Consider the following 26,030-nt stretch of genomic DNA (forward strand, 5'->3'; position numbering starts at 1 on the left):
TTAAATAAACCCACCTTTAACGAGCATTTTCTTCACTTCGTCCTTTGTCATTAAGGTGTTGCCAGAATTGTATTCTTCTAGATTGATTGGCAGATAGCTTTTATAATGCTCCTTTACTCCTTTAATTGAAATGGAAGGCAAAATCACATAATATTCATCATCGTAAGCAATTGTCATCGTGCTCTCATATTCAGACAGCAGCAATTCATGGATTTTCTCACCAGGACGTACACCCAGAATTTCAACCTCCACATCTTTTTTTCCAGAAGCCTCAATCAGGATTTGTGCGAGATCAATGATATTACAGGCGGGCATTTTCATTACAAATGTTTCACCGCCTATACTTTCAAAAGTAGCTTTAAATACAAGCTTGATCGCCTCTTCAACAGTCAAAAAGAACCGAGTCATTTTAAGATCAGTAATACCGACTTTTTGCTTTTCTTGAATTTGCCGCTTAAATACATGAATCACACTGCCGTTGGTACCTAGAACATTCCCTCCTCTTATACAAACAAATTTGGTATCAGTATTTAAAGTATTCGCATGAATAATTAACTTTTCTCCCATCGCTTTGGAGAGGCCATAAAAATTGGATGGATTAGATGCCTTGTCTGTCGATATATATACAACTCGATCGACCTTGCATTGTATGGCTGCATCGATGACATTTTGCGTTCCAATGACATTCGTCTTCAACGCTTCAATCGGCTGATCCTCACAAACGGGCACATGTTTTAATGCAGCTAAATGAAATACGTATTGTACTCCTTCGCAAGCTTTCAATATTGATTCCTTTTCTTTAATATCTCCAATTAGGAAATTTAGTGCAGGGTGATGGTCAAAAGCTTCTTTCATCGAGAACTGATTGGATTCATTTCGCGATAATATTCTTATTTCTTTTGGTTCATATGATAACAGCTGATGAACGAGTTCATAGCCCCATGAGCCCGTACCACCTGTCACTAAAATCGTCTTGTTTTCAAACAACTTTAAGTCCCCCTAGTAATATTTTCATCACTTTATCTGATACATTTTTGTCAGCATATCCTTCTGGAAATGCCCAATCTCTTTGTTGACTTATCATGACCTTTACGCAATTGAGAATTTGGTTAGCCTGAATGCCAGATATCATATTGCTACCGCATGCGATGGTCTCAGGGCGTTCGGTCGTTTTTCGAATGGTCACCGCTGGTACGTGGAATAAACAGCACTCTTCCTGTACTGTACCGCTATCAGTCAACACACAAAAAGCATTCTTTTCCAAGCTTACAAAATCAAAGAAACCAAATGGCTGGTGGAATTCCACCAATGGGTGAACGAATAACGAAGGATTAGCATTAATTTTTGATTTTGTTCTTGGATGAATGCTGCAAATTACCCTTTTTTGAAAGTTTTCTGCAACAAGATTAATTCCTGAAATAATTTCATTTAGACGATCTTCGTAGTCTACATTTTCTGCACGATGTGCGGTCAATAAAAAGTAATCCTGGGAACTTAACTTCAATTCGTTTAAAATGGCACTATTGTTAATTTGCTGATTATAATAATTCAACACTTCATTTATTGGATTTCCAGAAAGATATATCCTATTGGATGGTATGCCTTCCTTAAGTAAATTCTCTCTGCTCTGAGGTGTATATGGCAGGTTAAAGCTTGATATGGCATCAATCACCTTGCGATTCTTTTCTTCTGGCACCTCTAAATCAAAGCAGCGATTTCCCGCTTCCATATGAACAACTGGAATACCCATCCGCTCAACTAAGATTGAGCTTAATCCGCTATTTGTATCCCCCAACACAAGGACCTTATCAGGTTTTTCCTTATTCAAAATCGGTTCGAGTTCCTTGTATATAGTGGATAATTGGCTTCCGAGTGACTGCAGATTATGAAGGAATACATAATCCGGCTTTCGAACTTGAAGCTCTTTAAAAAATACATCACTAAGCTCGGCAGTGAAATTTTGTCCTGTGTGAACTAGGATATGTTTATCAGCAAGTGCATCAAGTTTTTTTATAATTAAACTTAAGCGAATGATTTCTGGCCTTGTCCCTAAAATAGTCATGATCTTCATTTTTCTCACTCCCCTGGACTAAATAATTAAAATCCCCATCAGCGATTGCCTTTTATATAAATTATGCTTGTTTTCGTTATTTGCTATAGGCGACTCTATTAGATTTTAGCCCTAACAAAAATTCAACATTTGCCCTGAATATAAAAGACGTCATATTTTAACTCGAGCTATTTAGCTATTTGCAGGCGAATACCATGTACAAGCAAATACTTCATACATACAAATATTAAGAATAATTCCCTTTCTAGTTAGAAAGGAAATCCAGTGATTATCTAGTTAACAGAAACATGAAAGGAGTAAAGCGAGGATATGAATGATTCAGAAAATATCATTTGGCACCAGTCACAGGTGAGCAAGCAAAATAGGCAAAAGCTTCATGGCCATAAGAGCGCAATGATCTGGCTCACTGGTTTATCAGGTTCAGGAAAATCGACCATTGCCAATATTGTTCAAAAAAAAATACACCAGGCTGGTGCAAGTGTTTACTTATTAGATGGTGATAATTTACGTCACGGCATTAACAAAAACTTATCTTTTAGTGAGCAAGACAGGAAAGAAAATATACGAAGAACAGCAGAAATAGGCAAGCTATTTGTAGATGCAGGCGTGATTGTCATCGGTGCCTTAATTTCTCCCTTTGAGGTCGATCGCATAAATGCTAGAAAGCTTTATGAACACGAGGAATTTATCGAGGTGTATATTAAATGTTCGTTACAAGAGTGTGAAAACCGTGATCCTAAAGGGTTATATAAAAAGGCAAGATCAGGAGAGATTAAACATTTTACCGGTATTGATCAGCCTTATGAAGAACCCGTTTCTCCAAATCTCATTATTAATACAGATGCACATTCCATTTTGGAATCAGCGGATTTACTATATTCATATTTAATTGATGAGATGAATCTATTAGAATGGGAGGTTCATGAAAATGACTAATGTCCGTCCACATGGAGGAACCTTAATTAATAAATTTAATCATGACACAGATACCTCTATGATTATTGGAGAGATAATGCTTGACTCAATGGCTCTTTCAGATCTTGAATTGATCGCTAATGGCGCATATAGTCCCCTTGATGGTTTTCTCGGAAAATCCGAATATGAATCCGTCATCCATTCTATGAGATTATTAAATGGTACCATTTGGAGTATTCCAATCACCTTACCAATTACGCGAGAAGAGGCGTCCTATTTACAATTAAAGGAAAAGGTGAAACTCGTTTATAACGGCGAAGTTTATGGCATCATCACATTAGAAGAAATTTATGAACCTGATAAAAATAATGAAGCTAAAAAAGTTTATCAAACAACAGATCCAAGCCACCCTGGCGTTAAAAAACTATTTGAAAGAGCAGAACTATACGCATCCGGACCAATAACTTTAATTAAGGAACCTGAAAAAAACCAGTCTTTCAATCATTACTATTTAACTCCAAGACAAACAAGAGAGGAATTTAATCAAAAAGGCTGGAAAACAATAGTTGGTTTCCAAACGAGGAATCCAGTCCATCGAGCACATGAATATATTCAGAAAACGGCAATGGAAACAGTTGATGGACTTTTTTTAAACCCATTAGTTGGGGAAACAAAATCGGATGATATTCCAGCCAATATCAGAATGAAAAGCTATGAAGCACTATTAAATCATTATTATCCGAAAGACCGTGTATTCTTGGCTGTTTTTCCTGCAGCTATGAGATATGCTGGACCAAAAGAAGCGATCTTCCATGCTATTGTGCGGAAGAATTACGGATGTACTCATTTTATTGTTGGGCGCGACCATGCTGGTGTAGGTGATTATTATGGTACTTATGATGCACAGAAGATCTTTGAGCAGTTTACAGAAGAAGAACTTGGAGTGACTATTCTCGCCTTTGAACATAGCTTTTACTGCTTGAGATGTGATAGCATGGCTTCAAGTAAAACTTGTCCTCATAGTAATGAGTTTCACCTTCACTTATCTGGTACAAAAGTACGCAGTATGCTTAAGGATGGCATGACACCCCCAAAACAGTTTAGTCGTCCAGAAGTAATTGATATTCTAATAGAAGAAATGAGGAATCAGTCATAAGGTGCCATACCCATGTTTTACTGGGGGCTTACATTAGGTTTAATTCTATTAGTCCTCAGGTTTTTTATGGTTTTTTATGAATGAAAGCCAAAATCTCCAATATGATGACCTTCATAATGGAAATCGGAGCCGCCAGTCATGATTTTGCCAAATTCTTTTGCCATTCGTTTGTATCTTTTCACATCTTTTTTTCCATGTTTCCGATGCCACACTTCAATCCCATCAAACGGGAGCTTCATTAATTTTCTTACTAGATGATCATTATGAATGAGAACTGGGTGTGCCAGCACTGCTTGTCCGCCTGATTGATGAATGAGTTCTATTGCATCTTCTGGTGTCAGCACAAACTTATCAACGTCGCAAGGCTTCCCATCCCCTAAGTATTTGTCAAAGACCTCTTGTTGGCTGCTTGCATATCCTTTTTCTACAACTGCTTTAGCTATATGAGGACGAGCAATCACACCTCCTGAACTATGCTTCAGAACGTCTTCTTCCGTTAAATACAATCCAATCAGACAAAATTTTCGAATAATATACTTTGCACGATTCCTTCGGTGCTCTTGAATTTTATCCAATACTTCTTGTAATTGCGGAGATTGAGTAACATTATAGCCGAGAATATCTATGTTTTCCCCTGCATATTTTGTCGTCAATTCTATGCCGCTCAAAACTGTTAAATCATATTCTTGCCCTTTTGTTATTGCCTCTTCAAGACCATCCAAAGTGTCATGATCAGTGATTGCGATGACCTTTAAACCCTTACTGGCTGCCTTTTCAACAATTTCAGTAGGAGTTAATGTCCCATCTGAAGCAGTCGTGTGCAAATGAAGATCAAATTTACTTTCTAAAATAAGTTTTCCTATATCCATGAACCTCTCTCCTTTTTTATTACTATAATATATGGCCGATTTACTTGTTCGACTGTGGTTTTCACATGGTAGACACGCATATTTATGAACAAAATGATAATTATTTTTATGAATTTAAAGAATATTCAAGGTGAAAAACTAACCAGGACATAAAAAAGACCTCTTTCCAATAGTAGAAAAAAGTCTTTACTGTTCAGGTGGTCTTTTCCCGCGTTGCAGATCCCTAATCGATAATCCATAGTCATATTGAAAATGAGGATAATCTTTAAAACTAGCCCAATCCCCACCCCATTCAAATCCAATTTCCTTTGCTATATCTACAACTTCCATCCAATCAGAAAGTCCATTTCCATTGCCGTCATACTCCATATCCCATACAAGGACACCATCCACTGTTAAAAGGGCAAAATCAATCGCAAGTCCAAAATTATGATAGGACTCTCCCCCTCTTGCATTTGTGACGATATTTCCTTCAACTGTACGACCTTTTTCATACAATGCCTCCTGATCCTCTGAACTTCTAAAATCATCCGTAATCACCACGGTTATTCCTTTATCCGCGGCTCTTACTATCAAATCATCTCTCTTTTCAGCAACCACTGGATGTAAATTTGTCGGCATTAGTGCATCTTCATATTCAGGAAAAACAATATATTGATAGACCAGTAGTCCTACTACAAACATAATGAGCAGAAATACGATCAACCTTAATAGCTTGGCTACTCTCAATCTTTTAAACCTCTCTTTATGAAAATCTAAAGCTGAGCTTTATTATTTAGTGTATCAGTTATTATAACGTAGATGCTATATAAAAGGTTTCGTTTTGTTAGAAAAGCGGGTATATAATAATCAACAAGCCAAAGGAGATGATTTTCATGAATAAAACACAACATGAAGGCAATAAAGATCAATTAAAAGGTAATGTAAAAGAGAAGTATGGTAAATTGACCGGCAACGAGTCGAAAGAAGCAGAAGGGAAAATGGATAAATTAAAAGGCAATGCCAAAGAAAAACTAGGTGATGCAAAGGAAGCCGTTTCTAAAACATTTAATAATAAATAAAACCAACAAAAAAAAGCTTGGGTTCCAAGCTTTTTTTGTCATTGATAACTTATGATGGCATTTTAACTTTATAATGGTGCATGGATTTTGGGATACCTTTGATTCCTAACAGCCCCATATACACCAAGTTTCTTATTCTGTACTCCATGAAGTCGGCTCCTGGATTCATTTCAATACCTTCTAATAATTCATAGATGATCATTCCAACTTGAATGAAGTCTTTATCTTTCTGTCGATGGTGCATCTCATTAATTTTTTCAATAATATGCATGTCAAAATAATCTTCAGGTAAAGTATGCAGCTGCTTGTCCTTCCAAGCACGTAACATATCACCCTGTTCTGAAATAACCTTCCATTCTTGCTCATAATTTTTTCGCTGCTCAATCGTTAACAGCTTACTATTTTTATTAGCCTCAAAAATTTGTCGTAAATTTTCAGGATTGAGGTTGTTTATCCTATTAACAGAAATTTGATTTGAAATTGAGCTCCATGATTCAGTCGTGTTGATTAGGTAGATGTTATTTTTCTTATCCCCTAGTAATTTGATGATGAACCGCAGGAAAACCTGATCATGTGTGTTATCTGCAAACCAAATATAGATAGGTATTTGCTTAGGAATATCATCTATATACAACAGAAATTGAGAAAATTGACTCTCATATTCCACTTTTTCTCTGAAATCATTAATATGATCAAATAGCCATTCACTTCTTACGTTTTGACCACTTTTCTCTACTAAATTTTCTATTGGGCCAACCATGAGAAAATCGGGTAGTGAGAGCGCATTTACTCGACGAAGGCCAACTTTAATAGATCCAGAATCCTGATCAGATGGAACGAGATGTATCGATGATGACAGGTTTGCAATATAACTGCCCCGTTTTTTAACTTCTTGATTAATCTCGTTTATCATTTCATGTATTGTACTGTCTTCAAAAAAATAACCTCTTTCAGTTTCAGGATCATTGTCGAGATGATTAAAATCGAAAAAATTCATCCCTTCTTTAAGATGAAATACCTCATTTCCCTCTAAACACTCTCCGTTAGTGACATAGTGGTCTTCATTTAAGTGATAAACTATCACAATATTCGGTTCCATGAAAAAATAGACACATGAACCATTCACTCGAGTTTGTATTTTCCCCATCTCCTTCGTATCATACAAAATACGCCGTATGAATTGAATGATCATATGGTGCATTATTATTGTTCCTATTTGTATCATCTAATATTTTCTGCGCATTAAACCTTGGCCGATCTTATTACAAACTTAAGCTGCAAGTAAAGATATCTTTGTTTCTATTTTACAGAATTTTATTAAATCACTGATTTTTTATCTTAAATTAAGAATTTATCAATAAACAGGGATTTCACCTAAATTTATTTTAATACGCAAGATATGCCTTATCGATCGATTCATGTTCAATCCGTTTTAATTTAAGTTCACACTGGCAATTAAAACACAAATCCTTGTACAAAATTCTTGCCCAATTCTCGAATAAGAACTTACTTAAAGTCTTTCAAATGATAATGCTAAGAGTGACCCAGTATATTATTTACATTCCTAGCTGAACATAGTTAATATTATTAACTACTACGAACAAAGAACTAGGTGGGCTCTGCATTATGAAAGCTGTAACATATCAAGGACCAAATCATGTACAGGTGAATCAGGTAGAGGATGCAAAATTAGGAAAAAAGATGATATTATTGTAAAGATTACTTCAACGGCTATTTGCGGATCTGATTTACATCTATATCAAGGTAATATGCCACTACCCCCAGGATACATAATTAGTCACGAACCAATGGGCATTGTAGAGGAAATGGGACCTGAAGTCACTAAAGTAAAAAAGGGTGACCGTGTTGTCATCCCTTTTAATGTTTTATGTGGACATTGTTATTATTGCCAACATGAAATGGAAAGCCAATGTGATAACTCAAACCCTCATTATGATTCTAAGGGATACTTTGGTTATACAGAGAAGTTCGGTAACCATCCAGGTGGTCAGGCCGAATATTTAAAGGTACCTTCCGGAAACTTTACCCCCTTTGTTATTCCAAATAGAATTATTATATTTCCCCCCTTTTCAACCGAAAGGGGGGCTCACTTATAGATAGATTACTTTCTGAATATTTATAGCTCTTTTTTTAAATGATATTGGGTGATATTCAAATTAAACGACTTTTGTTCCAATAACTCTGGGGCCAAATAGAAATCATTCCACTTCAATTCAACTTCTCCGAAATATTTTCTTGCTGAGATTAAAAATTGAGTCAATAAATAGTCATCCAGCTCTTTAGATAGCTGGAATTGGCGAATAATGATACCTTCGTTTGCTTTTTGAACAATAAGATGACCAATAACGACATTTTGATTCTTTAGAATAAGCTGTTCATAATTAGCAAGATGTGCCTCTTTTGCTTGCCACGGCGTTTTTTCATCCTCAAAAAAAGGGTTATCAACTACTTGTTCCAATGTGAGACTTGATTCACCTTCTTCAACTAATTTCCCACTCAGATAGTATAATGGTGTGATCATTTGATATCCTAAATTTCGATATAGAGCATAAGCGGTCGTATTGTCAGCTAATACTTCAAGATAGACAGTATTTATATTGTGTTTGCGCAGAGCTAAAAAACTGGACTGCATTAATTCTTTGGCAATGCCTTTTCCGCGATGTTCTGGGAGAATGGCCATCCCTCCACACCATGCTGTTTTCGTTTCAAGAGATATACCATGTAAACAAATTCCCACAGGCTTGTCATTATCTACTGCGATGAATGAACAGACATTATCGATTTTTAACATTTTCATGCGTTTGAAAAATGATTCTGCTGTCATTCGTACAGGAACTGCATAATCCTCATATGCCTCATTCCATACAGAAACGATCTTCGTATCGGAAAAACCATCTAAGCTTTTGATCTCCATATATAGGCACCTTCCTCAGTTTCTTTATTTTCACTCCACAGGTTTTAAAACGATTAAAATTTCATCAACACTTTTGATGTTTATTTACATTAACTGAAGAAAATACTTTTATACTTATTTTATTATCAGAGAGAATGTAAATTTAAAAATTAAATTTGTTTATGGGCTTAGTGAGACATTGGTACATGAATTAAGCAGACGAGTTTTTAGATTCATTAAGAAAGAAAGGAAAAAATGCTCTAACCTAAAAGTAATTGCTTTGCAGCTTGTACCCCAAAGTATACTCCGAAGGCAATTAAAGATAAGCCTGATAAAATAGAGATGAACGCGAGAATATTGCCAGTTAAATATTTTCTAAAGGTGCTCGCAATGCTTGCCATTGTTAAATCCCATAAAATTAAACCGATAAATATGGCAAAACTATAGATAACTACATATCCCTTATCATATTGAGCAGTTGTTTTTGCTAAGACAGACCCATAAATACCAAGCCAGAAAAGTATAGTTAATGGATTGGATATCGACAATAAAAAACCGGAAAAGAAAGACTTACTTGGAGTGTCATCATTGTTTCTAAAAGTGGAAGTTATTTTTCTAGCGTTCATCAAGCTTTCAACTCCTGTATACACAAGGACAAAAAAGCCAAAGGACCATAGAAAAGTTTTCATAAAAGGAATCTCTAAAAAATGGACCAAACCAAGAAAAACCAAAATCATATAAACTGCATCAGCTGTCATTGCCCCTAAGCCAACTAGCCAAGCGTGGATAAATCCGCTTTTAATTCCTTTATCTAGTTGTGCTGCATTTACGGGTCCAATGGGTGCTGCAAGTGATAGACCCAGAAAAATATAACCAAGAAAAGTAACCATAAAATATACCACCCCTTGTGTACACGCAAATCTCAACTTGCTTGTACCATTCTATTCTCCGTTACTGGGCAGTAGGACAACTTTTTTATAGTATTTCCCGAGTATAGAATAATAAATTTGAAAGGAGATGATATTGATGGATGTAAATCCAGCCATTTTACTGTAATTTTCACATATTTACGGACCTTATTTCAACTTTAATAGTTCCTTAATAGACCCTCAAAATCAGATCCTTTGCTAATTGTTGTGGAATTACAATCTTAAGTTGCAACCAGTATTACAGAGTTTAAATGATTTCCGCATTTCTTCCTATCAAAAGAAATAAGCCATTTGAATTAAATCATCATATGTATGACTATTAAACTTAATTGCTCTTCGTTTTATGCCTTCTCTTTCAAAACCTGCACTTTCATATAGTTTAATTGCACTTTCATTGCGGGACATGACTTCCAAATGTATTTTTTCTATCATTGGATTATGTTTTCCCCAGTAAATAAGACTCGACAGCAAGGCTTTACCTACCCCTTTGGATCGATACTCCTTTGCTACACTCATCCCGAATGTCCCTTGATGCATTGTTCTCTGCCGATTGCCATTGCTGAAATCTATAAATCCCATGATTTCACCCTCTAATTCGGCGATTAGTGCAAGTTTGTTTTCATCATTCAAGAACCGGTCGATATATGCTTTTTGTTCTTCTAAAGTTGGATTAAATTCTCCTTTTACAAATAATAAAAAAGGAGCTTCGTTGAAGATTACTTTTGTATAAGTTAACAATTGCTCAGCATCTTGAGGTGTAGCTATTCTAATACAAAATTTTCCACCATCCGTCATCCTAAAATTTTTATATACAAAATGTCCCAACAATTGCTCCTCCCTTTTCCATTGTATTTAAAGCTAGTAAATTTTTTATACAAAGTTTTATACTGTATTATTTTGATAATATCATTTGTTGATTAATTTTTAAATAATACTTCTGAATTTTCTAACATATTTTTGTTGAAATCAATAGTAACTGTTGATAATCAACCACCTTAAGGCACCAACTATAAAAACTTTTATAGCAAAAAAACTTACTGAATTCTTTAGTAAGTTTTTTGCTATAACAGTATGGGTACGAATGTTACAAGATGTTACTGGTTTTCTATATGGGCAAACCTGAAGATATCGCTTACGGTGCATTATTTTTAGCAAGTGATGAATCGAGATTTGTTATAGAGACAGAACTTATTATTGATGGTGGATGGTCCGCTCTATAAGAATAATATCATGATAAACAACAAAAAGGGATTGATCTCTGATGACAAGAGTTCAATCCCTTTACTTAAATAGTCAGGCTAATACAATTCTTTAAAATTCATTCTCTGATTTTCGTACAATCTTATACTCTATCTTTAAAAAAGATAGTCCAAAAATCCACATATGATGACTGGCCTTAAGGGTTCCATCTCCTGTCCCTGTCATACGAAAGCTTTCTTGAATTGGTAAAACCATCTGATTTCCTCTCCACAGAAGATAGATGCCAGCGTCTGACTCTTCGTTCGATCCTATACTTGTTAGCTCCAATTCATCTCCAATTGTATTTAGTTCAAGCACGCCAACCATCGATGTGAATGGGAGGGGCAAGGCAATATTCATATATCTCCTGCCTTTCGTCTCATGCCATGAATAAATTGCAACGAATGCCACCTCGTCTTCCACCTTTCTTAGCCATGCTCTTGGGGATGGCCTGCCATCAAGCTCCATATTAACAGGGAGAATATCACCTGTCATTTCCACTTCCTTAGAAGATAACGGGAGATTAATCTGCTGTACTCTTTTACTTATCAAATGATAAATGATTGCAAACGGCTTGAACCAACTCTTCCATTCAACCTTAGCGAATAGGCGATAATTAAGTGTATTTTCATAGAAATGAATGATGGTTGGATGAATTGAATCCATTTGAACATGTGGTTGATACTTTTTCATCGAATTAACCAAGCCGCTATACTTACCCTTTGCAGTGATATCAGAAAGAAGATTTTCTCCAATATTGATGCTGCCGCGGATCTGGCTCCTAGAGAACCTTCGTATTCTGTGCTTCGTGGAAGGCAATGCTAGCATCCACCCTATTAATCCACAAAATGCAAATACGACACAATTGAAAAACCCATGGAACTGCAGCATAAAAGGAATGCTAAGCGAAAAATCACGCCATAATTGACCGATTGCATAGAGGAAAGAGAATAGAATCGTTATACCTAGAGAGCTGAATGATAAGATAATCAATCCTTGCTGCAGACGATTTTCATATTGCGTTTTAATAGATAAAAATATAAGACTATATATGCCTATAAGATAGAATATGACTGAGAGAATCTCAATCCAAACTGAAAAGGTAATGCCTGCTGCAAGGATGATTGGTGCAAGTAATATGATGCTCCCGATATAAGGATAAGATGATGATTTATTCACTCGGCCCAAAAACCCCATAAATACAGGCAGTAAAAAGGCCGAGTAGTGAAAATGAATCGATGTTAGCCAAGTGATGATTGGTGAAAATCCGGTATCGATTTCAGCGATATGCGCAAAAAACCAAATGCCCCCAATGGATAGATAGACGAGACCCGCATCAATCATAAATTCCTCAAATCTAATGAAGCCTCGTTTGCAAAATCGATAGAATCCATAAAACGCGACGATAAAGGTATATGCCAAATAAACTGCACCTAGAACAATATCATAGGCAGTCGATTCCGTTATATAGAGAATCATGACTGAAATATAGGCAGGAAAGGTTAAATATAGATAATATTTCGCAAACCAATCTTCTTCATCCATAATAGCAATCAATACAATGGGTATATATACAAGCTGGGCTACAGTCAGCATAAGCAAATAGCTCTGGCTTTCACCCCAAGCGGCAGTAAGCAAGAACACTCCAACTGAAAGGAGAAGCAAACCTTTTTTTCTATTCATGTTTAAATTCTCCTTCATATGAAAAGATCAAGCCAAACAGGGGATTCTTTACTTTTACTGCAATAGAATAACTATCATTATCCTCTTGAAATTTTTCCTCAACCTCTGCAATCCCTTGAAACCACTTTGGGATAGAAATCTCTTGTTTCCCGACTATCATACGCTGTTTACCCGAGCGGATCAGCAAAGATTGATCCGCTTTTACTTGAAAATGCAAGTCTGAATAAACGATAGGTGGATCCCCTAAGTAATCCTTTACAATTCCACTTCTTGAATCCCAGCTCATTGTCGCATTGAAAAAGCGCTGATTATTTTCAAAATCAAAAACACGTTCCCAATAGATCTGTTCTTCCCCTTGTTCATTTAAATAGGGTGTATTGGTTATCTGAAATTGAATATTCTTCCCTTGCTCTGGAAAAAGCAGCTTTCTGCTGATACCTAAGTGCAATAAAGGCTTAAGCAATAATGAGCCAGTTTTTACTTCTTTCATTGTTCCTTTTGCTTGAAAAGAAGATTGATTGAGAAACAGATACCTTTTTTGCAGCATCGGATGCAGCTGATAAAATTGTTCTCCCAATGCCTTTTGATAGATTGACAAAACCTTTTACCCCTTTCGTATGCAATTTCTGGATGAAGGCAATTCCTTACTAAGGATAAAACCTGCAATTGAGAGAACCCATAGGCTGATATTAAAGGTCAATGGATTAAACGGAGCCATTAATGAAGCAGGATTTGCTGCAATCGCTCCAATTGTTAATAATGGGAATATAAAAATCTGCAGCATAAAGAGTTTTCGTTTATTTCTCAAAACAAGCCATGTTACAGCAAAACAAATTTCTAAAATGCCTGCCAATTGAACTAAACGGTAACCAGTCATTTCTGATAACGGCACGAGATTTGTGATCATAGTAATTTCGTCAGGATGCATTAAAACAAGCTTAGGAATAAGACCGTGATAAAACCATATAAAACAAAAAAATAGCGAAATCATCCAGCTGCTGAAAAACCTCATATATTGCGCGGCAGGGGATTCACCTTTTTCCAGCCAATTTTTTAATACATCAAAACTAAGTGCTGTTCCCCAGCCAATCATTGGTCTAATAAGAATAGCATCAAAGAAACCTCCAATTTTGCCAAAAGGGACTTCATAATTATATTGCGTGATAAAGTTCACGTTCTCTTGACGAGGAGAATACTTCCAATAGCCCTTCCCTTCTTTAATGGGGGAAAGCGATGTATTCGCACCAAAATGCAAGGAAGAGGACCTTGTCCCATTTTTACTATCATAGCTCCCTGCCGAAACACCCCACCCTTCTATTTCAATTAGTGGCCCAAGAGAACGCTTATAGGAAAAGTGTTGCTCCTCACCTTCTTTTTTAGGTAAATAGGTAATGGATGAAAAACGGATATCCCGCTGTTCATGCAAGGAAGGCGTTTGCGTCGCTTCCCACAACTTTTCTATTGAAGTATGTATCTCAGTTTCTACATAAATTGGTTTAGGTGTCATATAATCACCCCCGTAAGAATCATTTTCACCTTTATTATACCGCTAAAACACTTCAGTTTCTGCATTAATTGGAAAAAACAAAAAAAGAGCAGGTCTATAAAATCCTCGTTAGACCTGCTCATAAACTATTTTATTGTTAAATAAATTTCTTGCAATTCTAAATAATACCGTCTCTTTTGAGGTCATTATACTCAGCCTGAGATATCCCTAATTCACCAGTTAAAATTTCATGCGTGTGTTCTCCCAACAGCGGCGGTGAAGATTTGCTCATTATATTTAGCCCCGAATGTCTTAAAGGACTTTTCGTCATTTTCACTTCTCCCATTTTTGGGTGATGAAGATATTCAACCGTTTCTCTTGCCAGGACTTGCGGGTGCTCCATTGCTTGTTCAATGGTATTAACTTTTCCAGCTGGTATTTGGAAATTAGAAAATAATTTTAACCAATCATCTGCTGATTTGCTTTTCATGATTAAAGTTATCTTTTCAACTAATATCTCTTTATTTTGGAGACGGCTGTCATTTGTCGCAAACCGTTCCTCTGTTCCCCATTCAGAATGATTGAACAACAGACATAAGCTGCGAAAAAGTCGATCATTCCCAACGCAGAGCATTAATGGTTGATCGGCACATTGGAATACTTGGTATGGAACGACATTATTGTGCTGGTTGCCCATCCTCTTTGAAACCATGTCCGCATTTAAATACCCACTTGATATATTCGCCATACTGCTGATTTGCACATCCAATAAGGAAAGATCAATATGCTGGCCTACTCCATTTGCGTCACGCATTCTAATGGCTGCCATGATGCTGATTGCAACATATTTGGAAGTAAGTATGTCTGCGATCGGGATACCTACCTTCGTCGGCTCATTCTCTGGATGACCAGTTACGTCCATTAAACCACTTAATGCCTGGATAACTGGATCAAAGCCAGGTTCCTTGCTGTAAGGTCCTGTTTGCCCATATCCTGTAACTGAACAAAGAATGATTTCTTTCTTAACTGACTTCAAGATATCATAATCTATACCGAGCTTTTTCATGGTTCCTGTTTTAAAGTTCTCGATTACGACATCTGATTTTTTTACTAAATCTAACAACAATGCTTTTCCGCTCGCTGACTTTAAATTAATCGTAATTGAACGTTTATTGCGATTAGCGGAAAAATAGTAAGCACTTTCCCCTTTCACAAACGGGCCCCAGTCTCTCATACTGTCGGTACCCTCTGGCGATTCAATTCTAATCACATCAGCACCGAGATCAGCGAGTATCATAGATCCTGCTGGAGCAGCGTAGACACGGGATAAATCTAGGATTCTTATATTTTCAAGAGCCTGCTTCATACTTATCTCTCCTACTATGTTTTGTATCTTTCAATGCGTATGAGGGATTATTTAAAATTCGGCTTCCGTTTCTCTACTAGTGCCCGGACACCTTCTTGATAATCCTCTAATTCAGTAGCGATTGCCATTGAAGAAGAGATCATATCTAATGAAGCTCTTAAACTCATCGTTTGATTTTGATAAACTGCACGTTTAATGAATCTTATCGACTGTTGTGGTCCGGATGCAAGCTTTTTTAAATATTTTTCAGTAAAGCTTTCAAGCTCTTCCTCAGATACAACATATGTAACCATGCCTTTCTCTTTTGCTTCTGCTGCGGTTAGTACCTTACCTGTCCATAACAGGTCAAGCGCTTGGTCAATCCCAGCCAGCCGAGGAAGGAAATAGGCTGCACCATCACCTGGAACAAGACCAACATTCACGTAACTTTCAGATAGCTTTGCTTCTTCACTCACAATGCGGATATCACACATCAAGGCCATATCAAGCCCAGCTCCAAAAGCAGACCCATGCATCTGAGCAATCACTGGTTTATCTATTTCTTCTAAAAGTAAAGGCACACGCTGAACTTTTTTCCATAAGGAATTTTTTCTTGCAAGACCTGTTGACACACGGTCTTCGTCACTTTTATAAAAACCATTTCCAGCCATCATTTCTTTTACATCTCCGCCCGCACAGAAGCTTTTGCCATTTCCCTTCACTAATACCACTCTTATCTCGTCTGAATCACGGACGGTTTCAAGCGCCTGAATCCATAAGTCTATCATTTCTTCGCTAAATGCATTCATTCGTTCAGGTCGGTTTAACACAATTTTCGCAATACCATTTTCTACTGTAAAAAGTAAATCCGCCATTATACGCTCTCTCCTTTAATCCACAATTAATAGATTTTGTTCGTCCGTCAACACTTCCCATAAAGTAGGACTGTTTTTTTCAATCAGACTTTTCGCAAGTACACTTCCCCAATAGCTCTCATTACCTGATTCATCTCTCCACGACCATAGCCTTCTCGTTAAATGATGTAAGCTATGTTCGTATGTCATGCCTATTGCTCCATGCAATTGATGTGCGGCCATTGCAATTTTTCCACTTGCAGCACTTACCTTCATTTTCGCCAGTGGAATTTCTGTTTTATATTGACCATCCTGTAATGCCTGAACGGCCGTATTTACCGCTGTAATGCATGCAACCGTTTCACCGGCTAACGAGGCAATATGATGTTGTATTCCTTGAAAGCGATGAAGGGAGCGTCCGAATTGCTGACGTTCGTTTGCATAAAATAAACTGAGTTCCATAACTCTCTCCGCGGCGCCTGCCATCATAGCTGCTTTAGCTAACGCCAGATAATAAAGTGATTTTTCAGATATCAACACAGAGTCAACCTGATAGACAGTCAGTCCGTCGATCTTAACTTGAGAGAAAATAACTGAATCTCTAGGCTCTGCAGCAATGTTATTCTCTTCCCTGATTTCTGCATGGGCGAGAGGGACCAGTGCAGCTACTTGCTTGCCGTTCAAATCTCCGCATATCAGAATTTGCTCCATATATCTTGCCCATGGAACAGCTGATGCTGAGCCACCCAGTGTATATCCATCACCTTCATCAACAAAGGAAAAGTTAGAATCATTTTGCAAAGCTAATGTGAGCGGTATGTCTCCCACCTGACCCCCTACTTCTGCAAATAACCATTTTCCGATTAAGGTTTCCGCTAATGGCACAGGCACCCCATACTTTCCAGCAAGCTTCAAAATGTTATAGGCATCAATATAATCGCCACCAACTCCACCTGCTTGTTCAGAGAAACCGATGGAAATGATGCCAGCCTCAGCTAGAACGTCCCAAAGTTCTTGCGGCCAGTGACCATTTTCTGCACGATCTAGTAACTCCTTTGTACAATAATGCTTAAAGATTTTATTCGTTGAATCCATAATCAGCTCATAGCTTTCACTCATTGTGCCACAACCCCTTTCGCTACGATTCCTCGTAATATTTCTGTTGTACCGCCGCGAAGAGTGAATCCTGGTCCATGAAGAATCGATTGAGCCATTAATCGGCTTAACCGATCGTTAGATGACATTGAAGGGATACGTGAAATGATCAACCTCGCCTTTTCAGCAACATTCGTTTCAAAAACAGTTCCTAAATCTTTTACGAGGGCCGCAATCATATTGACATCCTGCCCCTCTTCCAAATATTTAGCTACACCCATCGACATATTGCGCAGAGTCCATAAATCAGGCAGCAGAGCAATTGTTTCTTTCAAGCCTGCCTCATCTTCATTTTCCCGTAAAATATGGATCATTTCTTCAAGTAAAGGATAGGTGCTTAGTATCCTTTCTGGGCCGCTTCTTTCATAAGCTAGCTCAGCCATACCCTGCTTCCAGCCATTTCCTTCCGTTCCAATGAGACGATTATCAGGCACGAAAACGTTTTCAAAAAAGACCTCATTAAAGTGATGCTCCCCTGTTAAAAACTGTATTGGCCGCACCGTCACTCCTTTTTCCTTCATATCGACGATTAATTGACTCATTCCTGCATGGCGCTGGTTTTGGTCGTAAGGAGATGTTCTGCAAAGAACAATCATATAATGGGAGATATGTGCACCGCTCGTCCAGATCTTTGAACCATTTATCAGCCAGCCTCCATCTGTCCTTTCTGCTTTCGTGCGAATCGCAGCAAGGTCAGAACCAGCGTTCGGTTCGCTCAGCCCAATAGAGAAAAAGCATTCTCCTTTTGCAATTTGAGGTAAAAAAAACTGTTTTTGCTCCTCTGACCCATATTTCAAAAAAAGCGGACCTGTTTGTCGATCAGCAAACCAATGTGCAGCAACAGGTGCTCCAGCAGCTAATAATTCCTCTGTTAGAATATAGCGCTCAATCGCACTTCTTTCACCCCCGCCATATTCCTGCGGCCAGGTCATGCCAATCCAGCCCTTTTGACCAAGCTTTCGCGAAAATTCGATGGAATCTCCGCTTAACCATGAATCACATTTAGATTCAAATGTGCCAGCCAATCTTTCATTTTGGAGAAAGCTACGTATAGTTGCTCGAAAATCTTTTTGGTCTTGTGAGAATTTCACAACTGGAAGTTCTAATTTAATCATTGGATTCACCTCTTTGTTTACCGATATACGATATTTAGTATCTATAATTAATATTATACTGGTTTTTTTATTTAGGTGTCAATTCTAAATTTTTAGAATTTTACATACAGTTTGTTAGAAATCAAAATCTGTATATTGGCAGATTAATTGATATTAAAAAGGCTATGCCTTCATTTTAATGAAGGCATAGCCTTTTTTTCTTAAATTAAAATGCTGTTTTAGCTCCAAGATAACGAGAATCCCAATATTCTAGAGTGATATCACTAATCGTCACACCATTTGATGACCCTGCATGAATAAATTGATTATTGCCTAGGTAAATACCTGCATGAGATGGACCAGCTTTGTAGGTTTCAAAGAAAACAAGGTCTCCTACTTTTGGTGAAGAAACCGATTTCGTTGCATTCCAAATCGTTTCAACTGTCCGCGGAATTGAAATGCCGATTTTATTAAATACATAGTTCAAGTAACCGCTGCAATCAAACCCTTTTGTGGTGCTTCCACCCCAAACATACGGCACGCCAATATGTTTTTTTGCTTCTTTAATTAACGCTTCCACTTTGGCTGTAGAATTAATAATCTCAGACGGCGGTGGTGTCTGTGTGCTGCCAGATATTTTTAATTGTTGTCCTGGGTGAATAGTATCTGACTTTAAGTTATTCATTGACTTGATTTGTGAAACCGATAATTTATGGCGAGAAGCTATTCCCCAGAGACTATCCCCTGCTTTCACGGTGTAAACACTTTCATTATTTTGCGGAGGTGTAGGAGTTGATGCTGTCCCTTGCAGTTTCAATGTTTGTCCTGGAAAAATTGTATCGCCTTTTAAACCGTTCAGATTCTTTAAATCTATCACAGATAGCTGATGGTTAATTGCAATTCCCCACAAAGTATCGCCAGACTTCACTGTATAAGTTTTTCCATTAGCAGCCGTTGTTTTGCTGCTTTTAGGGTCTGCCAGTACAAGTGATTGCCCAGTGTATATAATTGAGTTATTCAATTGATTCCATTCCATCAGTTGATTAACTGAAAGTTGATTCGCTGTTGAAATTTTCCATAATGAATCTCCAGCTTGTACCCGATATGTATTAACCTGTGCGCCTACCTCAGTATAGGTTGCAGCAAATATGCCCGCAGCTGCTGCTACTGTAATCAGTTGCTTTCTCAAGATGTAACACCCCTTTTATAATCACTAACAGATTAATAGTAGTAAAAATTTCCACAAAAACCTATACTGAAAATCATGGTTTATATGGAATATTATTCTAATATCATTCTTTCTATAGGCATAAATGGGATGAGCATCCATAATTTTCGATAGCTTCCGCCTATCATTTTATTCTATTTTAACCTTTCAATGGTCTTTATACCTAAAGTCTATGAATTTTTTATGGATATTTTTATTTAAAGGGTTAATTAGGCTCACTTTCCTCCTATTTTTAACGATGTTTAAAGTTTTTCTTGATTTATCTCATTCGTTTTTCCCGCTTATCTTTGTTAAATAATTCTTATTCAATTTAACCATTGTCATTAAAATAGGGGCATTTATCAATCCAACAAGTTCACATGTTAGATGGGGCTCCATCTTTTTTTGGAACCCCATGGTCTTAGCTTTTGGAAATTAACATCCATACGAGAATTTGATGCTCTCCTGTACGTTTCATTACCCGATAACCTGTCGCAGATGTACTAGCTACTCCTTGATCATTGGGCAGACAATATCCATTTACTTTACATGTTCCATCATCTCACACCAAGAGTTTGCCGATCAAACCAACCGATATCCATTCCTCCCTCTCAGTCCTAGGTACATATATTTTCGAAGGGTGCCACTCAGGATTCAAAATCGGTTCAGTTCTAGTTACTGGAGTTGTGTTTCCTTCCTCATCCGTTAATTCAGGGCTAACTACTTGATAAAGAACCTTTCGCCACACATCCTTTAAATAGCAATCATGCCAATTGAGATGATGGGCATCTGCAAGGATAGACGGTGCAGAACTAAAGACACCTAAGATGTAATGTTCTTCTGATTGCGCTTTCCTCACCTTTTCCCCAACTAGTGTAACGAAATATCCCCGCTCGATCGTTTGTCCTTTCAAACATTTCTGCATAGTCTGCTCCCAGCGGTTGGCAGTTCCTTGCAAGAATAGATTTTCGGTCGATCCTTACAGAACAGCCGCCAATCTTTCCCCTGATGGTGATGTACATTTGCACCATGCCAAGAGTATGGATACAAGGTTGAGCGTGGGCATATTCTCCACTGGCCGTTTTAGAAGCTCCTTCTGCGTGAGAATACTGGCCAGTAGCTACTTCCAGCACCCTCCGCATGAGAATAATTACCGGATGCAACCGTGCCTCCTCCCTCTGCGTGAGCAAAATTACCAGAAGACACAGCTCTTGAACCTTCCGCATGGGAAGAAACTACACTCGCCGATGAACCTATTCCTTCTGCATGCGCCCCATCGCCACCCGCATCGGTAAAGGGCTCCAATCAACATTGTTATCAATAGTTTGTCTTATCAAAACCTATGAAAAAACAACAATCTTTTAGAAAAGAGCCTTTTTTATATCAATGAGACTGTCATATATTATATCGAATGCAATGTTTACAGTGGCTAATAATAGAACGATTATAAAGGCAAACCATCAAACAACAATATTTCTATATAATTTTAAAAAAGGATTCCAGTAAAATGACTTTTAATCACCTTACCAGAAACCCCATCTACTAATTCACAAGTCAACTTAACCACTTACGCGTATTTTCTTCCCTCACAGTGATTTTTCGTCCATCCAAACTCTCTAAAAACGGTATGATATATTTCCTCGATAATCCGAGAATTTCTTTTGCTTCACTCACTGAGAAAGATGCTTTTGTTTCTTGTTTCAGTAAAGTAACAGCATTCTTATAAGTAGTTGCGTTCCAATAAAATTGCTCATCAAGTGCAATGATGGATCCTTGCTCCACCAAAAATTTTTTTAATTCATCTTCTAAAGCTGCAGGTAAACCAGCCTCTTGATAATAATTTTCAAAATGCTTCACATTTGTCCCAGCATCTTTCAGGTTGCACAGCATCGTTTCTGTTCGCTTACTCCAGCTTGCGGGCACATGAGGGTGGAAACTAGCTTTGTATATAAATTGTTCATCCCTCTTCATTAAACCTTGGAAAACAGCTTCATTTACGGTGTATTCAATCAGTTTCTTTGGATAAATAGTTTGGAATTGTTGGATAATCTCAGCTTTATTTGGGCCTTTTTTCATTGGGTTTTCTTTATGATATTCAAATAAAGCATCACTTAGATCTTCTATAAGACGAGTCTTGATCTTCTGAAGTGAATATTCCTTAGAACTTACTTGAATAAACTTTTCCCCTTTCAGCTCCTGTTCAATTAGATCAATACTAATAGAAGTTTTTTGCATCAGTTCATTCACAGTAAGCATCCTCGCTTCTCCAAGTGCATTTATCAGCCTATCACTTATACTTCCTTCTTTCTTCTGAGCTAACTCAATAACAGTTTCAAAACCGAAGCGATATTTTTCACCTCGAGGCTCGATAATCCAGCCTCCTCCTATCGTTTCTTGAGGACTTGGCCTTCTTATTATAAATCGGTCTCCTCTTTTCGCTACAATTTCGTTTTCCAGCCGTAATTGACATAAGATTTCTTCCCTCACATCACCCTTTACTTCTTTGCGATCAAAAAAGATGATTCTTCCCATTACTTCTGCTGTTCCTATATGGACTTTTACCGTCATTCGCTGCTTTATAGTTATTGCTAAGGCATCCGAAAGACTCAGCACAACATCCACCGTCTTTGTATTATTAAAGTGTTCTGAAGCTACAAGCACATCGCCTCGTTTTAATTCTTCTTTTGAAACACCCGTAAGATTTATCGCCGTTCTTTGTCCGGCAAAAGCATGATTTTTGTACTCGTTATGGACCTGCAGCTTTCGTGCCCGAACCTTTACTCTAGCTGGCAGGACTGTCAAGTATTCACCCTCTTCTACCTGACCTTCGTACACCGTACCTCTAACGACCGTTCCTTGTCCCTTCACTGTAAACACTTGATCTATAGGAAGACGAAATGGCTCTTGCACATCACGAGGCATTATCCCCTGTAAAGTATCGATAATCTTATCATTGAGTGTAGCAACTCCCTTTTGGGATAGGCTATCTATTAGAATGACAGAAGCATCTGCAAAAACCGTTCCTTCTAAACTCTCAACTATTTCCTCTTGTACAAGCTCGATCAGGTCGTCCTCTACCCGATCAATTTTGGTGATAGCGATGATTCCAGTTTGAATTCCTAATAACCGAAGGATGTTCAGATGTTCTTTTGTCTGAGGCATGACTCCCTCATCAGCCGCAACTGTGAGAACTACTAAATCGATACCAGCCACACCTGCAATCATTTGTCTAATAAACCGTTCATGTCCCGGAACATCAATGACAGAAATTTGCATTTCCGCATCTTGATATAAAGGTGCAAATCCAAGCTCAATGGAGATTTGTCTTTCTTTCTCTTCTTTTAATCGATCCGTATCTATATTAGTTAGCGCCTTTGTTAAGGTTGTTTTACCATGATCGATATGTCCAGCCATTCCTATTGTAAAATATCTTTTCATTGCTGCCACCTATTCTATTTTCATTCCTTTATAATGTAGCTGGAATAAACAAATTGTTCAAGATATTGGTTTAAATCGAAAGATACGCCCCCATCGCCCCGCTATATTTTCCTTTTTTAAGAAAAATCGCCTCATAGCCTAACATAGTTGTAAACTTATATAGCTTCTCCTGCAAATTATTATTATTCGACACTGTACTGCCGATAAATAGGATTGAATTAAGCTGATGCTGCGTGGAGATTTGCATGCCTAAAAGGACGATGGTTTCAGCTAGCATGTTGGTTAAAGCTGCCATTTTGTCAGCATCTGCTGCTTCTTTCGATTCGGTAACCTTTGCAAAATTACTTGCAGTCAATTCCCCATCTATAGGAGGATTCCCATTTGAATAAAGATCTTTAACCAACAAGTCAATCTGTTCTCTGTTTCCTGAATCTGATAATTCTACAAGCTCTTCGTATGAACTCTTTCCAGTTAACAACTGCCCAAGACCCATAAAAGTCCCTCCTCCTACTCCACTTCCAAGTACACGGTCGCTCTTACCGTTTTTATTAACGTAAAAAGAGGTTCCTGTTCCGATATTTATTAGTAAATAGTTCTCCCTTTTAATGTCTTCTTCCCTCATTAAATAGGTCGCACCATTGCAACTTGCAGAAAATTCATCTACAATCTTCGCATCTGGGAGATATTTTCTTTGTATATCAGCCGCTCTCCCCCCCGTTAATACAAAGGTTGATTCAGATTGCAGGAGCTGTAACCACTGAATAAGATCATTCACTTTCTGTAGCGGAAAGGATTTATAATGAAAATGGTTCTTTTCCTCGTATACTACTTTTACAAGCGTACCACCCGCATCAATTCCAATCTTATTCATATCCGTCCATCTCCTTTTCACTCTTTCTTGAAAATGGTATCAAAATAAGCCAAAACAACACCAGTGCCACACCTTCTAGGATCAAAATATAAATCGGATAAGGTCCGAAGTAATCTAAAATGGACCCGTTCACTGGTTTATATGACAAAAACATATAATTGCCTCCAGTCCATTTATTAACAATCATCGCAATGACAGCAAATAAGTTTATAGCAAGGATCGCAACAATTAACCCTTTTTTAGTAGGGCGATATTTCATTACAAACACATAGTAGAAACATATCCAAATAATCAGCATATGTGTAAAAAAGAATTGAAAATAGCGAAAATGAGGAAAACCAAGAAATAATTCAGGTGTGATCATCGCCATTGTAGCCCCTGCGACACCAATATAAAACACAACTTGAAATAAAAACCGAGACTCAGTTATGAGCAGTAATAAACATAAAATCAGACTGATTGAGCATAAATGAAGAGGCAGTGCAAATGAGAGATTCCATTGATCTCCAGTCCAGAGCCACACGTGATAGAAAAACTCAAACAGGAATAATAGAATTAACATCGTTTTTCTCATGACTAAGTGAAACGAATGAAGTATAGATTGATAGCGATAAATGAGATAAATACCGATTAAAAACATCGCAATCATGACAGAGTGTGAGATAGAGAAAAGAGAAAAAGGAAATTCCTCATATTGATGAGCGAAATATTTACTCATAATTTGATCCTTTCTTTGCTATTTCAATTATTATTGGCTCTTTATAAGTTATATCCCTTTATTCTTAGGCAAAGTATTATGAAAAAGTTCAAATCAGAATGCAAGATTATCCAATTAAAGATATCCAACCAAATTAACCTGTCAATGAACTACTGCTATCAAATTAAAAAAGAGCCACGTCACAACACGAAGCATGGATGATCATTCATTAAAAGCTTATTTCCTGTTTTTAAAGTGCAGGCTTTTGCTACTTGGAAAGCAAATATAGGGACTAAGTTTGGTAATAAACGGGGGTAAAACAAGCGAACATCTTACCAGTAGCTAAACGGATAAGGCATGATTGATTTTGAAATAAGAGTTGTACAATGAATAAGAATGATGTAAAGGTTACTAATCTATCAATAGAAAATGCAAATAAATTGTTGAGGGAATTGGTGAAAAAGCAATTTAAAGAATAGAAGAACTCGGTTTAATACAGTGGAGTTCTACTTTTAGGTCAAGTGTACATGACCTTAATTTTTCTGTCCAGATAAGTATAGACTTTCCAGCACCATATCCCATATATGTTGAAAAACCAGGATCGAACGTTCTTTGTGGTTCTTGGCTTCTTAATGTTTTATTTCGTTTCGCATATGCTAATAAACCCGTTAGAGAACCGATGGTAGCACTTGTAATCAAATCTAATACCATTGACATCACCCTTTCAAATTTTAAAATTTGGCACAAAAAAACAACCAGTGGGTCATAATTATTATTTGCTTATAAAAATAGCAAATAAAGCCATCAACCCAAAGATCGTAATTGCAATGCACCACTAATCCAAGTAGGACAGTAAAAATAAGGATATGTATTAATTTCACTATATTGCTAGTTTTTATTCAATGAGAATTCATATACTTTAATCTTTTTATTCCAGTGAAATGGTCGCTTTTGCTTTGCTGCTGCTTTTTTATCTATTTTTTGATTTGGTTGGTTTTCAAGTTCTTCAGGGTGTGTGGACTTCATACACCCTGAAGAATTCCAAT

General features: G+C 37.3%; 25 protein-coding genes and 2 pseudogenes. 5 read left to right on the forward strand and 22 right to left on the reverse strand.

Annotated features, from left to right (window positions below):
* Positions 1–987 carry a polysaccharide biosynthesis protein gene (locus J2S17_RS07760; protein ID WP_307473537.1) on the reverse strand — a complete coding sequence of 329 codons (987 nt, stop codon included), beginning with the start codon at positions 985–987 and terminating at the stop codon, positions 1–3.
* Entirely contained in the window at positions 980–2,071 is a 1,092-nt protein-coding gene (wecB, locus tag J2S17_RS07765; protein WP_307473539.1) for a non-hydrolyzing UDP-N-acetylglucosamine 2-epimerase, read from the reverse strand. Before wecB ends, J2S17_RS07760 begins: the two co-directional genes overlap by 8 nt.
* A gap of 309 nt (positions 2,072–2,380) precedes the next feature.
* On the opposite strand from wecB, the gene cysC reads away from it, so the two are divergent.
* Together cysC and sat are read left to right on the forward strand one after the other, a co-directional pair.
* On the forward strand, positions 2,381–3,007 hold the full coding sequence (gene cysC / locus J2S17_RS07770) for an adenylyl-sulfate kinase (RefSeq protein WP_307473541.1): 627 nt from the start codon (positions 2,381–2,383) through the stop codon (positions 3,005–3,007).
* The gene (sat, locus tag J2S17_RS07775) at positions 3,000–4,142 is read left to right on the forward strand and encodes a sulfate adenylyltransferase (RefSeq protein WP_307473543.1); all 1,143 of its coding nucleotides are present in this window, start codon (positions 3,000–3,002) and stop codon (positions 4,140–4,142) included. Before cysC ends, sat begins: the two co-directional genes overlap by 8 nt.
* A 74-nt stretch (positions 4,143–4,216) precedes the next feature.
* Here the strand turns inward: sat and J2S17_RS07780 are convergent, their stop codons facing one another.
* Together J2S17_RS07780 and J2S17_RS07785 are read right to left on the reverse strand one after the other, a co-directional pair.
* Positions 4,217–5,011: a PHP domain-containing protein gene (locus J2S17_RS07780; RefSeq protein WP_307473545.1), complete on the reverse strand. Its 795-nt coding sequence runs from the start codon at positions 5,009–5,011 to the stop codon at positions 4,217–4,219.
* A 186-nt stretch (positions 5,012–5,197) separates the two neighbouring features.
* Positions 5,198–5,740 carry a M15 family metallopeptidase gene (locus J2S17_RS07785; protein ID WP_307473546.1) on the reverse strand — a complete coding sequence of 181 codons (543 nt, stop codon included), beginning with the start codon at positions 5,738–5,740 and terminating at the stop codon, positions 5,198–5,200.
* A 146-nt stretch (positions 5,741–5,886) separates the two neighbouring features.
* Here J2S17_RS07785 and J2S17_RS07790 point away from each other — a divergent pair, with 146 nt between their 5' ends.
* Positions 5,887–6,072 (forward strand): CsbD family protein, encoded by a 186-nt coding sequence (locus J2S17_RS07790; RefSeq protein WP_307473548.1) that lies wholly within the window; start codon positions 5,887–5,889, stop codon positions 6,070–6,072.
* A gap of 49 nt (positions 6,073–6,121) precedes the next feature.
* Here J2S17_RS07790 and J2S17_RS07795 read toward each other — a convergent pair whose 3' ends face one another.
* Complete coding sequence (locus tag J2S17_RS07795; RefSeq protein WP_307473550.1) at positions 6,122–7,171, reverse strand: DUF1835 domain-containing protein; 1,050 nt, start codon at positions 7,169–7,171, stop codon at positions 6,122–6,124.
* A 527-nt stretch (positions 7,172–7,698) separates the two neighbouring features.
* Here J2S17_RS07795 and J2S17_RS07800 point away from each other — a divergent pair.
* Positions 7,699–8,135 (forward strand): annotated as a pseudogene (locus J2S17_RS07800) (alcohol dehydrogenase catalytic domain-containing protein); the annotation flags it as partial.
* 74 nt (positions 8,136–8,209) lie between these two features.
* On the opposite strand, the gene J2S17_RS07805 reads toward J2S17_RS07800, so the two are convergent.
* From J2S17_RS07805 to J2S17_RS07815, 3 genes are all read right to left on the reverse strand, one after another.
* Positions 8,210–9,007, reverse strand: a complete 798-nt coding sequence (locus J2S17_RS07805) for a GNAT family N-acetyltransferase (protein WP_307473552.1) — start codon at positions 9,005–9,007, stop codon at positions 8,210–8,212.
* 239 nt (positions 9,008–9,246) lie between these two features.
* Entirely contained in the window at positions 9,247–9,876 is a 630-nt protein-coding gene (locus tag J2S17_RS07810; protein ID WP_307473554.1) for a LysE family transporter, read from the reverse strand.
* Between the two features lie 312 nt (positions 9,877–10,188).
* Positions 10,189–10,740, reverse strand: coding sequence for a GNAT family N-acetyltransferase (locus J2S17_RS07815; protein WP_307473556.1), 552 nt, complete (start codon positions 10,738–10,740; stop codon positions 10,189–10,191).
* 284 nt (positions 10,741–11,024) lie between these two features.
* Between J2S17_RS07815 and J2S17_RS07820 the strand changes: the two are divergent.
* Positions 11,025–11,135 (forward strand): annotated as a pseudogene (locus tag J2S17_RS07820) (SDR family oxidoreductase); the annotation flags it as partial.
* Positions 11,136–11,226: 91 nt separating this feature from the next.
* Here J2S17_RS07820 and J2S17_RS07825 read toward each other — a convergent pair.
* The 14 genes from J2S17_RS07825 to J2S17_RS07890 all read right to left on the reverse strand — a co-directional run bounded on the left by J2S17_RS07825 (position 11,227) and on the right by J2S17_RS07890 (position 25,704).
* Entirely contained in the window at positions 11,227–12,837 is a 1,611-nt protein-coding gene (locus J2S17_RS07825) for a YndJ family protein (protein ID WP_307473558.1), read from the reverse strand.
* Positions 12,830–13,435: a DUF4166 domain-containing protein gene (locus J2S17_RS07830; protein ID WP_307473560.1), complete on the reverse strand. Its 606-nt coding sequence runs from the start codon at positions 13,433–13,435 to the stop codon at positions 12,830–12,832. The genes J2S17_RS07825 and J2S17_RS07830 overlap by 8 nt, the downstream gene beginning before the upstream one ends.
* A gap of 6 nt (positions 13,436–13,441) precedes the next feature.
* Positions 13,442–14,344 (reverse strand): DoxX-like family protein, encoded by a 903-nt coding sequence (locus tag J2S17_RS07835; protein WP_307473561.1) that lies wholly within the window; start codon positions 14,342–14,344, stop codon positions 13,442–13,444.
* 157 nt (positions 14,345–14,501) lie between these two features.
* Complete coding sequence (locus J2S17_RS07840; protein ID WP_307473563.1) at positions 14,502–15,689, reverse strand: CaiB/BaiF CoA transferase family protein; 1,188 nt, start codon at positions 15,687–15,689, stop codon at positions 14,502–14,504.
* Positions 15,690–15,736: 47 nt separating this feature from the next.
* A complete protein-coding gene (locus J2S17_RS07845; RefSeq protein ID WP_307473564.1) occupies positions 15,737–16,543 on the reverse strand; it encodes an enoyl-CoA hydratase/isomerase family protein in 807 nt (268 codons plus the stop codon).
* Between the two features lie 15 nt (positions 16,544–16,558).
* Positions 16,559–17,641 carry an acyl-CoA dehydrogenase family protein gene (locus J2S17_RS07850; RefSeq protein ID WP_307473566.1) on the reverse strand — a complete coding sequence of 361 codons (1,083 nt, stop codon included), beginning with the start codon at positions 17,639–17,641 and terminating at the stop codon, positions 16,559–16,561.
* The gene (locus tag J2S17_RS07855) at positions 17,638–18,792 is read right to left on the reverse strand and encodes an acyl-CoA dehydrogenase family protein (RefSeq protein ID WP_307473568.1); all 1,155 of its coding nucleotides are present in this window, start codon (positions 18,790–18,792) and stop codon (positions 17,638–17,640) included. Before J2S17_RS07855 ends, J2S17_RS07850 begins: the two co-directional genes overlap by 4 nt.
* Before the next feature lie 205 nt (positions 18,793–18,997).
* The gene (locus tag J2S17_RS07860; protein WP_307473570.1) at positions 18,998–19,960 is read right to left on the reverse strand and encodes a C40 family peptidase; all 963 of its coding nucleotides are present in this window, start codon (positions 19,958–19,960) and stop codon (positions 18,998–19,000) included.
* A gap of 580 nt (positions 19,961–20,540) precedes the next feature.
* Positions 20,541–20,903, reverse strand: coding sequence for a peptidase G2 autoproteolytic cleavage domain-containing protein (locus J2S17_RS07865; RefSeq protein WP_307473572.1), 363 nt, complete (start codon positions 20,901–20,903; stop codon positions 20,541–20,543).
* 158 nt (positions 20,904–21,061) lie between these two features.
* Positions 21,062–21,283, reverse strand: coding sequence for a hypothetical protein (locus tag J2S17_RS07870; RefSeq protein ID WP_307473574.1), 222 nt, complete (start codon positions 21,281–21,283; stop codon positions 21,062–21,064).
* A gap of 249 nt (positions 21,284–21,532) precedes the next feature.
* Complete coding sequence (gene selB / locus J2S17_RS07875; protein WP_307473576.1) at positions 21,533–23,416, reverse strand: selenocysteine-specific translation elongation factor; 1,884 nt, start codon at positions 23,414–23,416, stop codon at positions 21,533–21,535.
* Between the two features lie 70 nt (positions 23,417–23,486).
* Entirely contained in the window at positions 23,487–24,287 is an 801-nt protein-coding gene (gene coaW, locus J2S17_RS07880; protein ID WP_307473578.1) for a type II pantothenate kinase, read from the reverse strand.
* On the reverse strand, positions 24,280–25,005 hold the full coding sequence (locus tag J2S17_RS07885; RefSeq protein ID WP_307473580.1) for a YwaF family protein: 726 nt from the start codon (positions 25,003–25,005) through the stop codon (positions 24,280–24,282). Before J2S17_RS07885 ends, coaW begins: the two co-directional genes overlap by 8 nt.
* A 447-nt stretch (positions 25,006–25,452) precedes the next feature.
* Positions 25,453–25,704 carry a hypothetical protein gene (locus J2S17_RS07890; protein ID WP_307473582.1) on the reverse strand — a complete coding sequence of 84 codons (252 nt, stop codon included), beginning with the start codon at positions 25,702–25,704 and terminating at the stop codon, positions 25,453–25,455.
* Positions 25,705–26,030 lie beyond the last annotated feature (326 nt).

The organism is Cytobacillus purgationiresistens (genome assembly GCF_030813235.1).
Taxonomy (GTDB): domain Bacteria; phylum Bacillota; class Bacilli; order Bacillales; family Cytobacillaceae; genus Cytobacillus; species Cytobacillus purgationiresistens.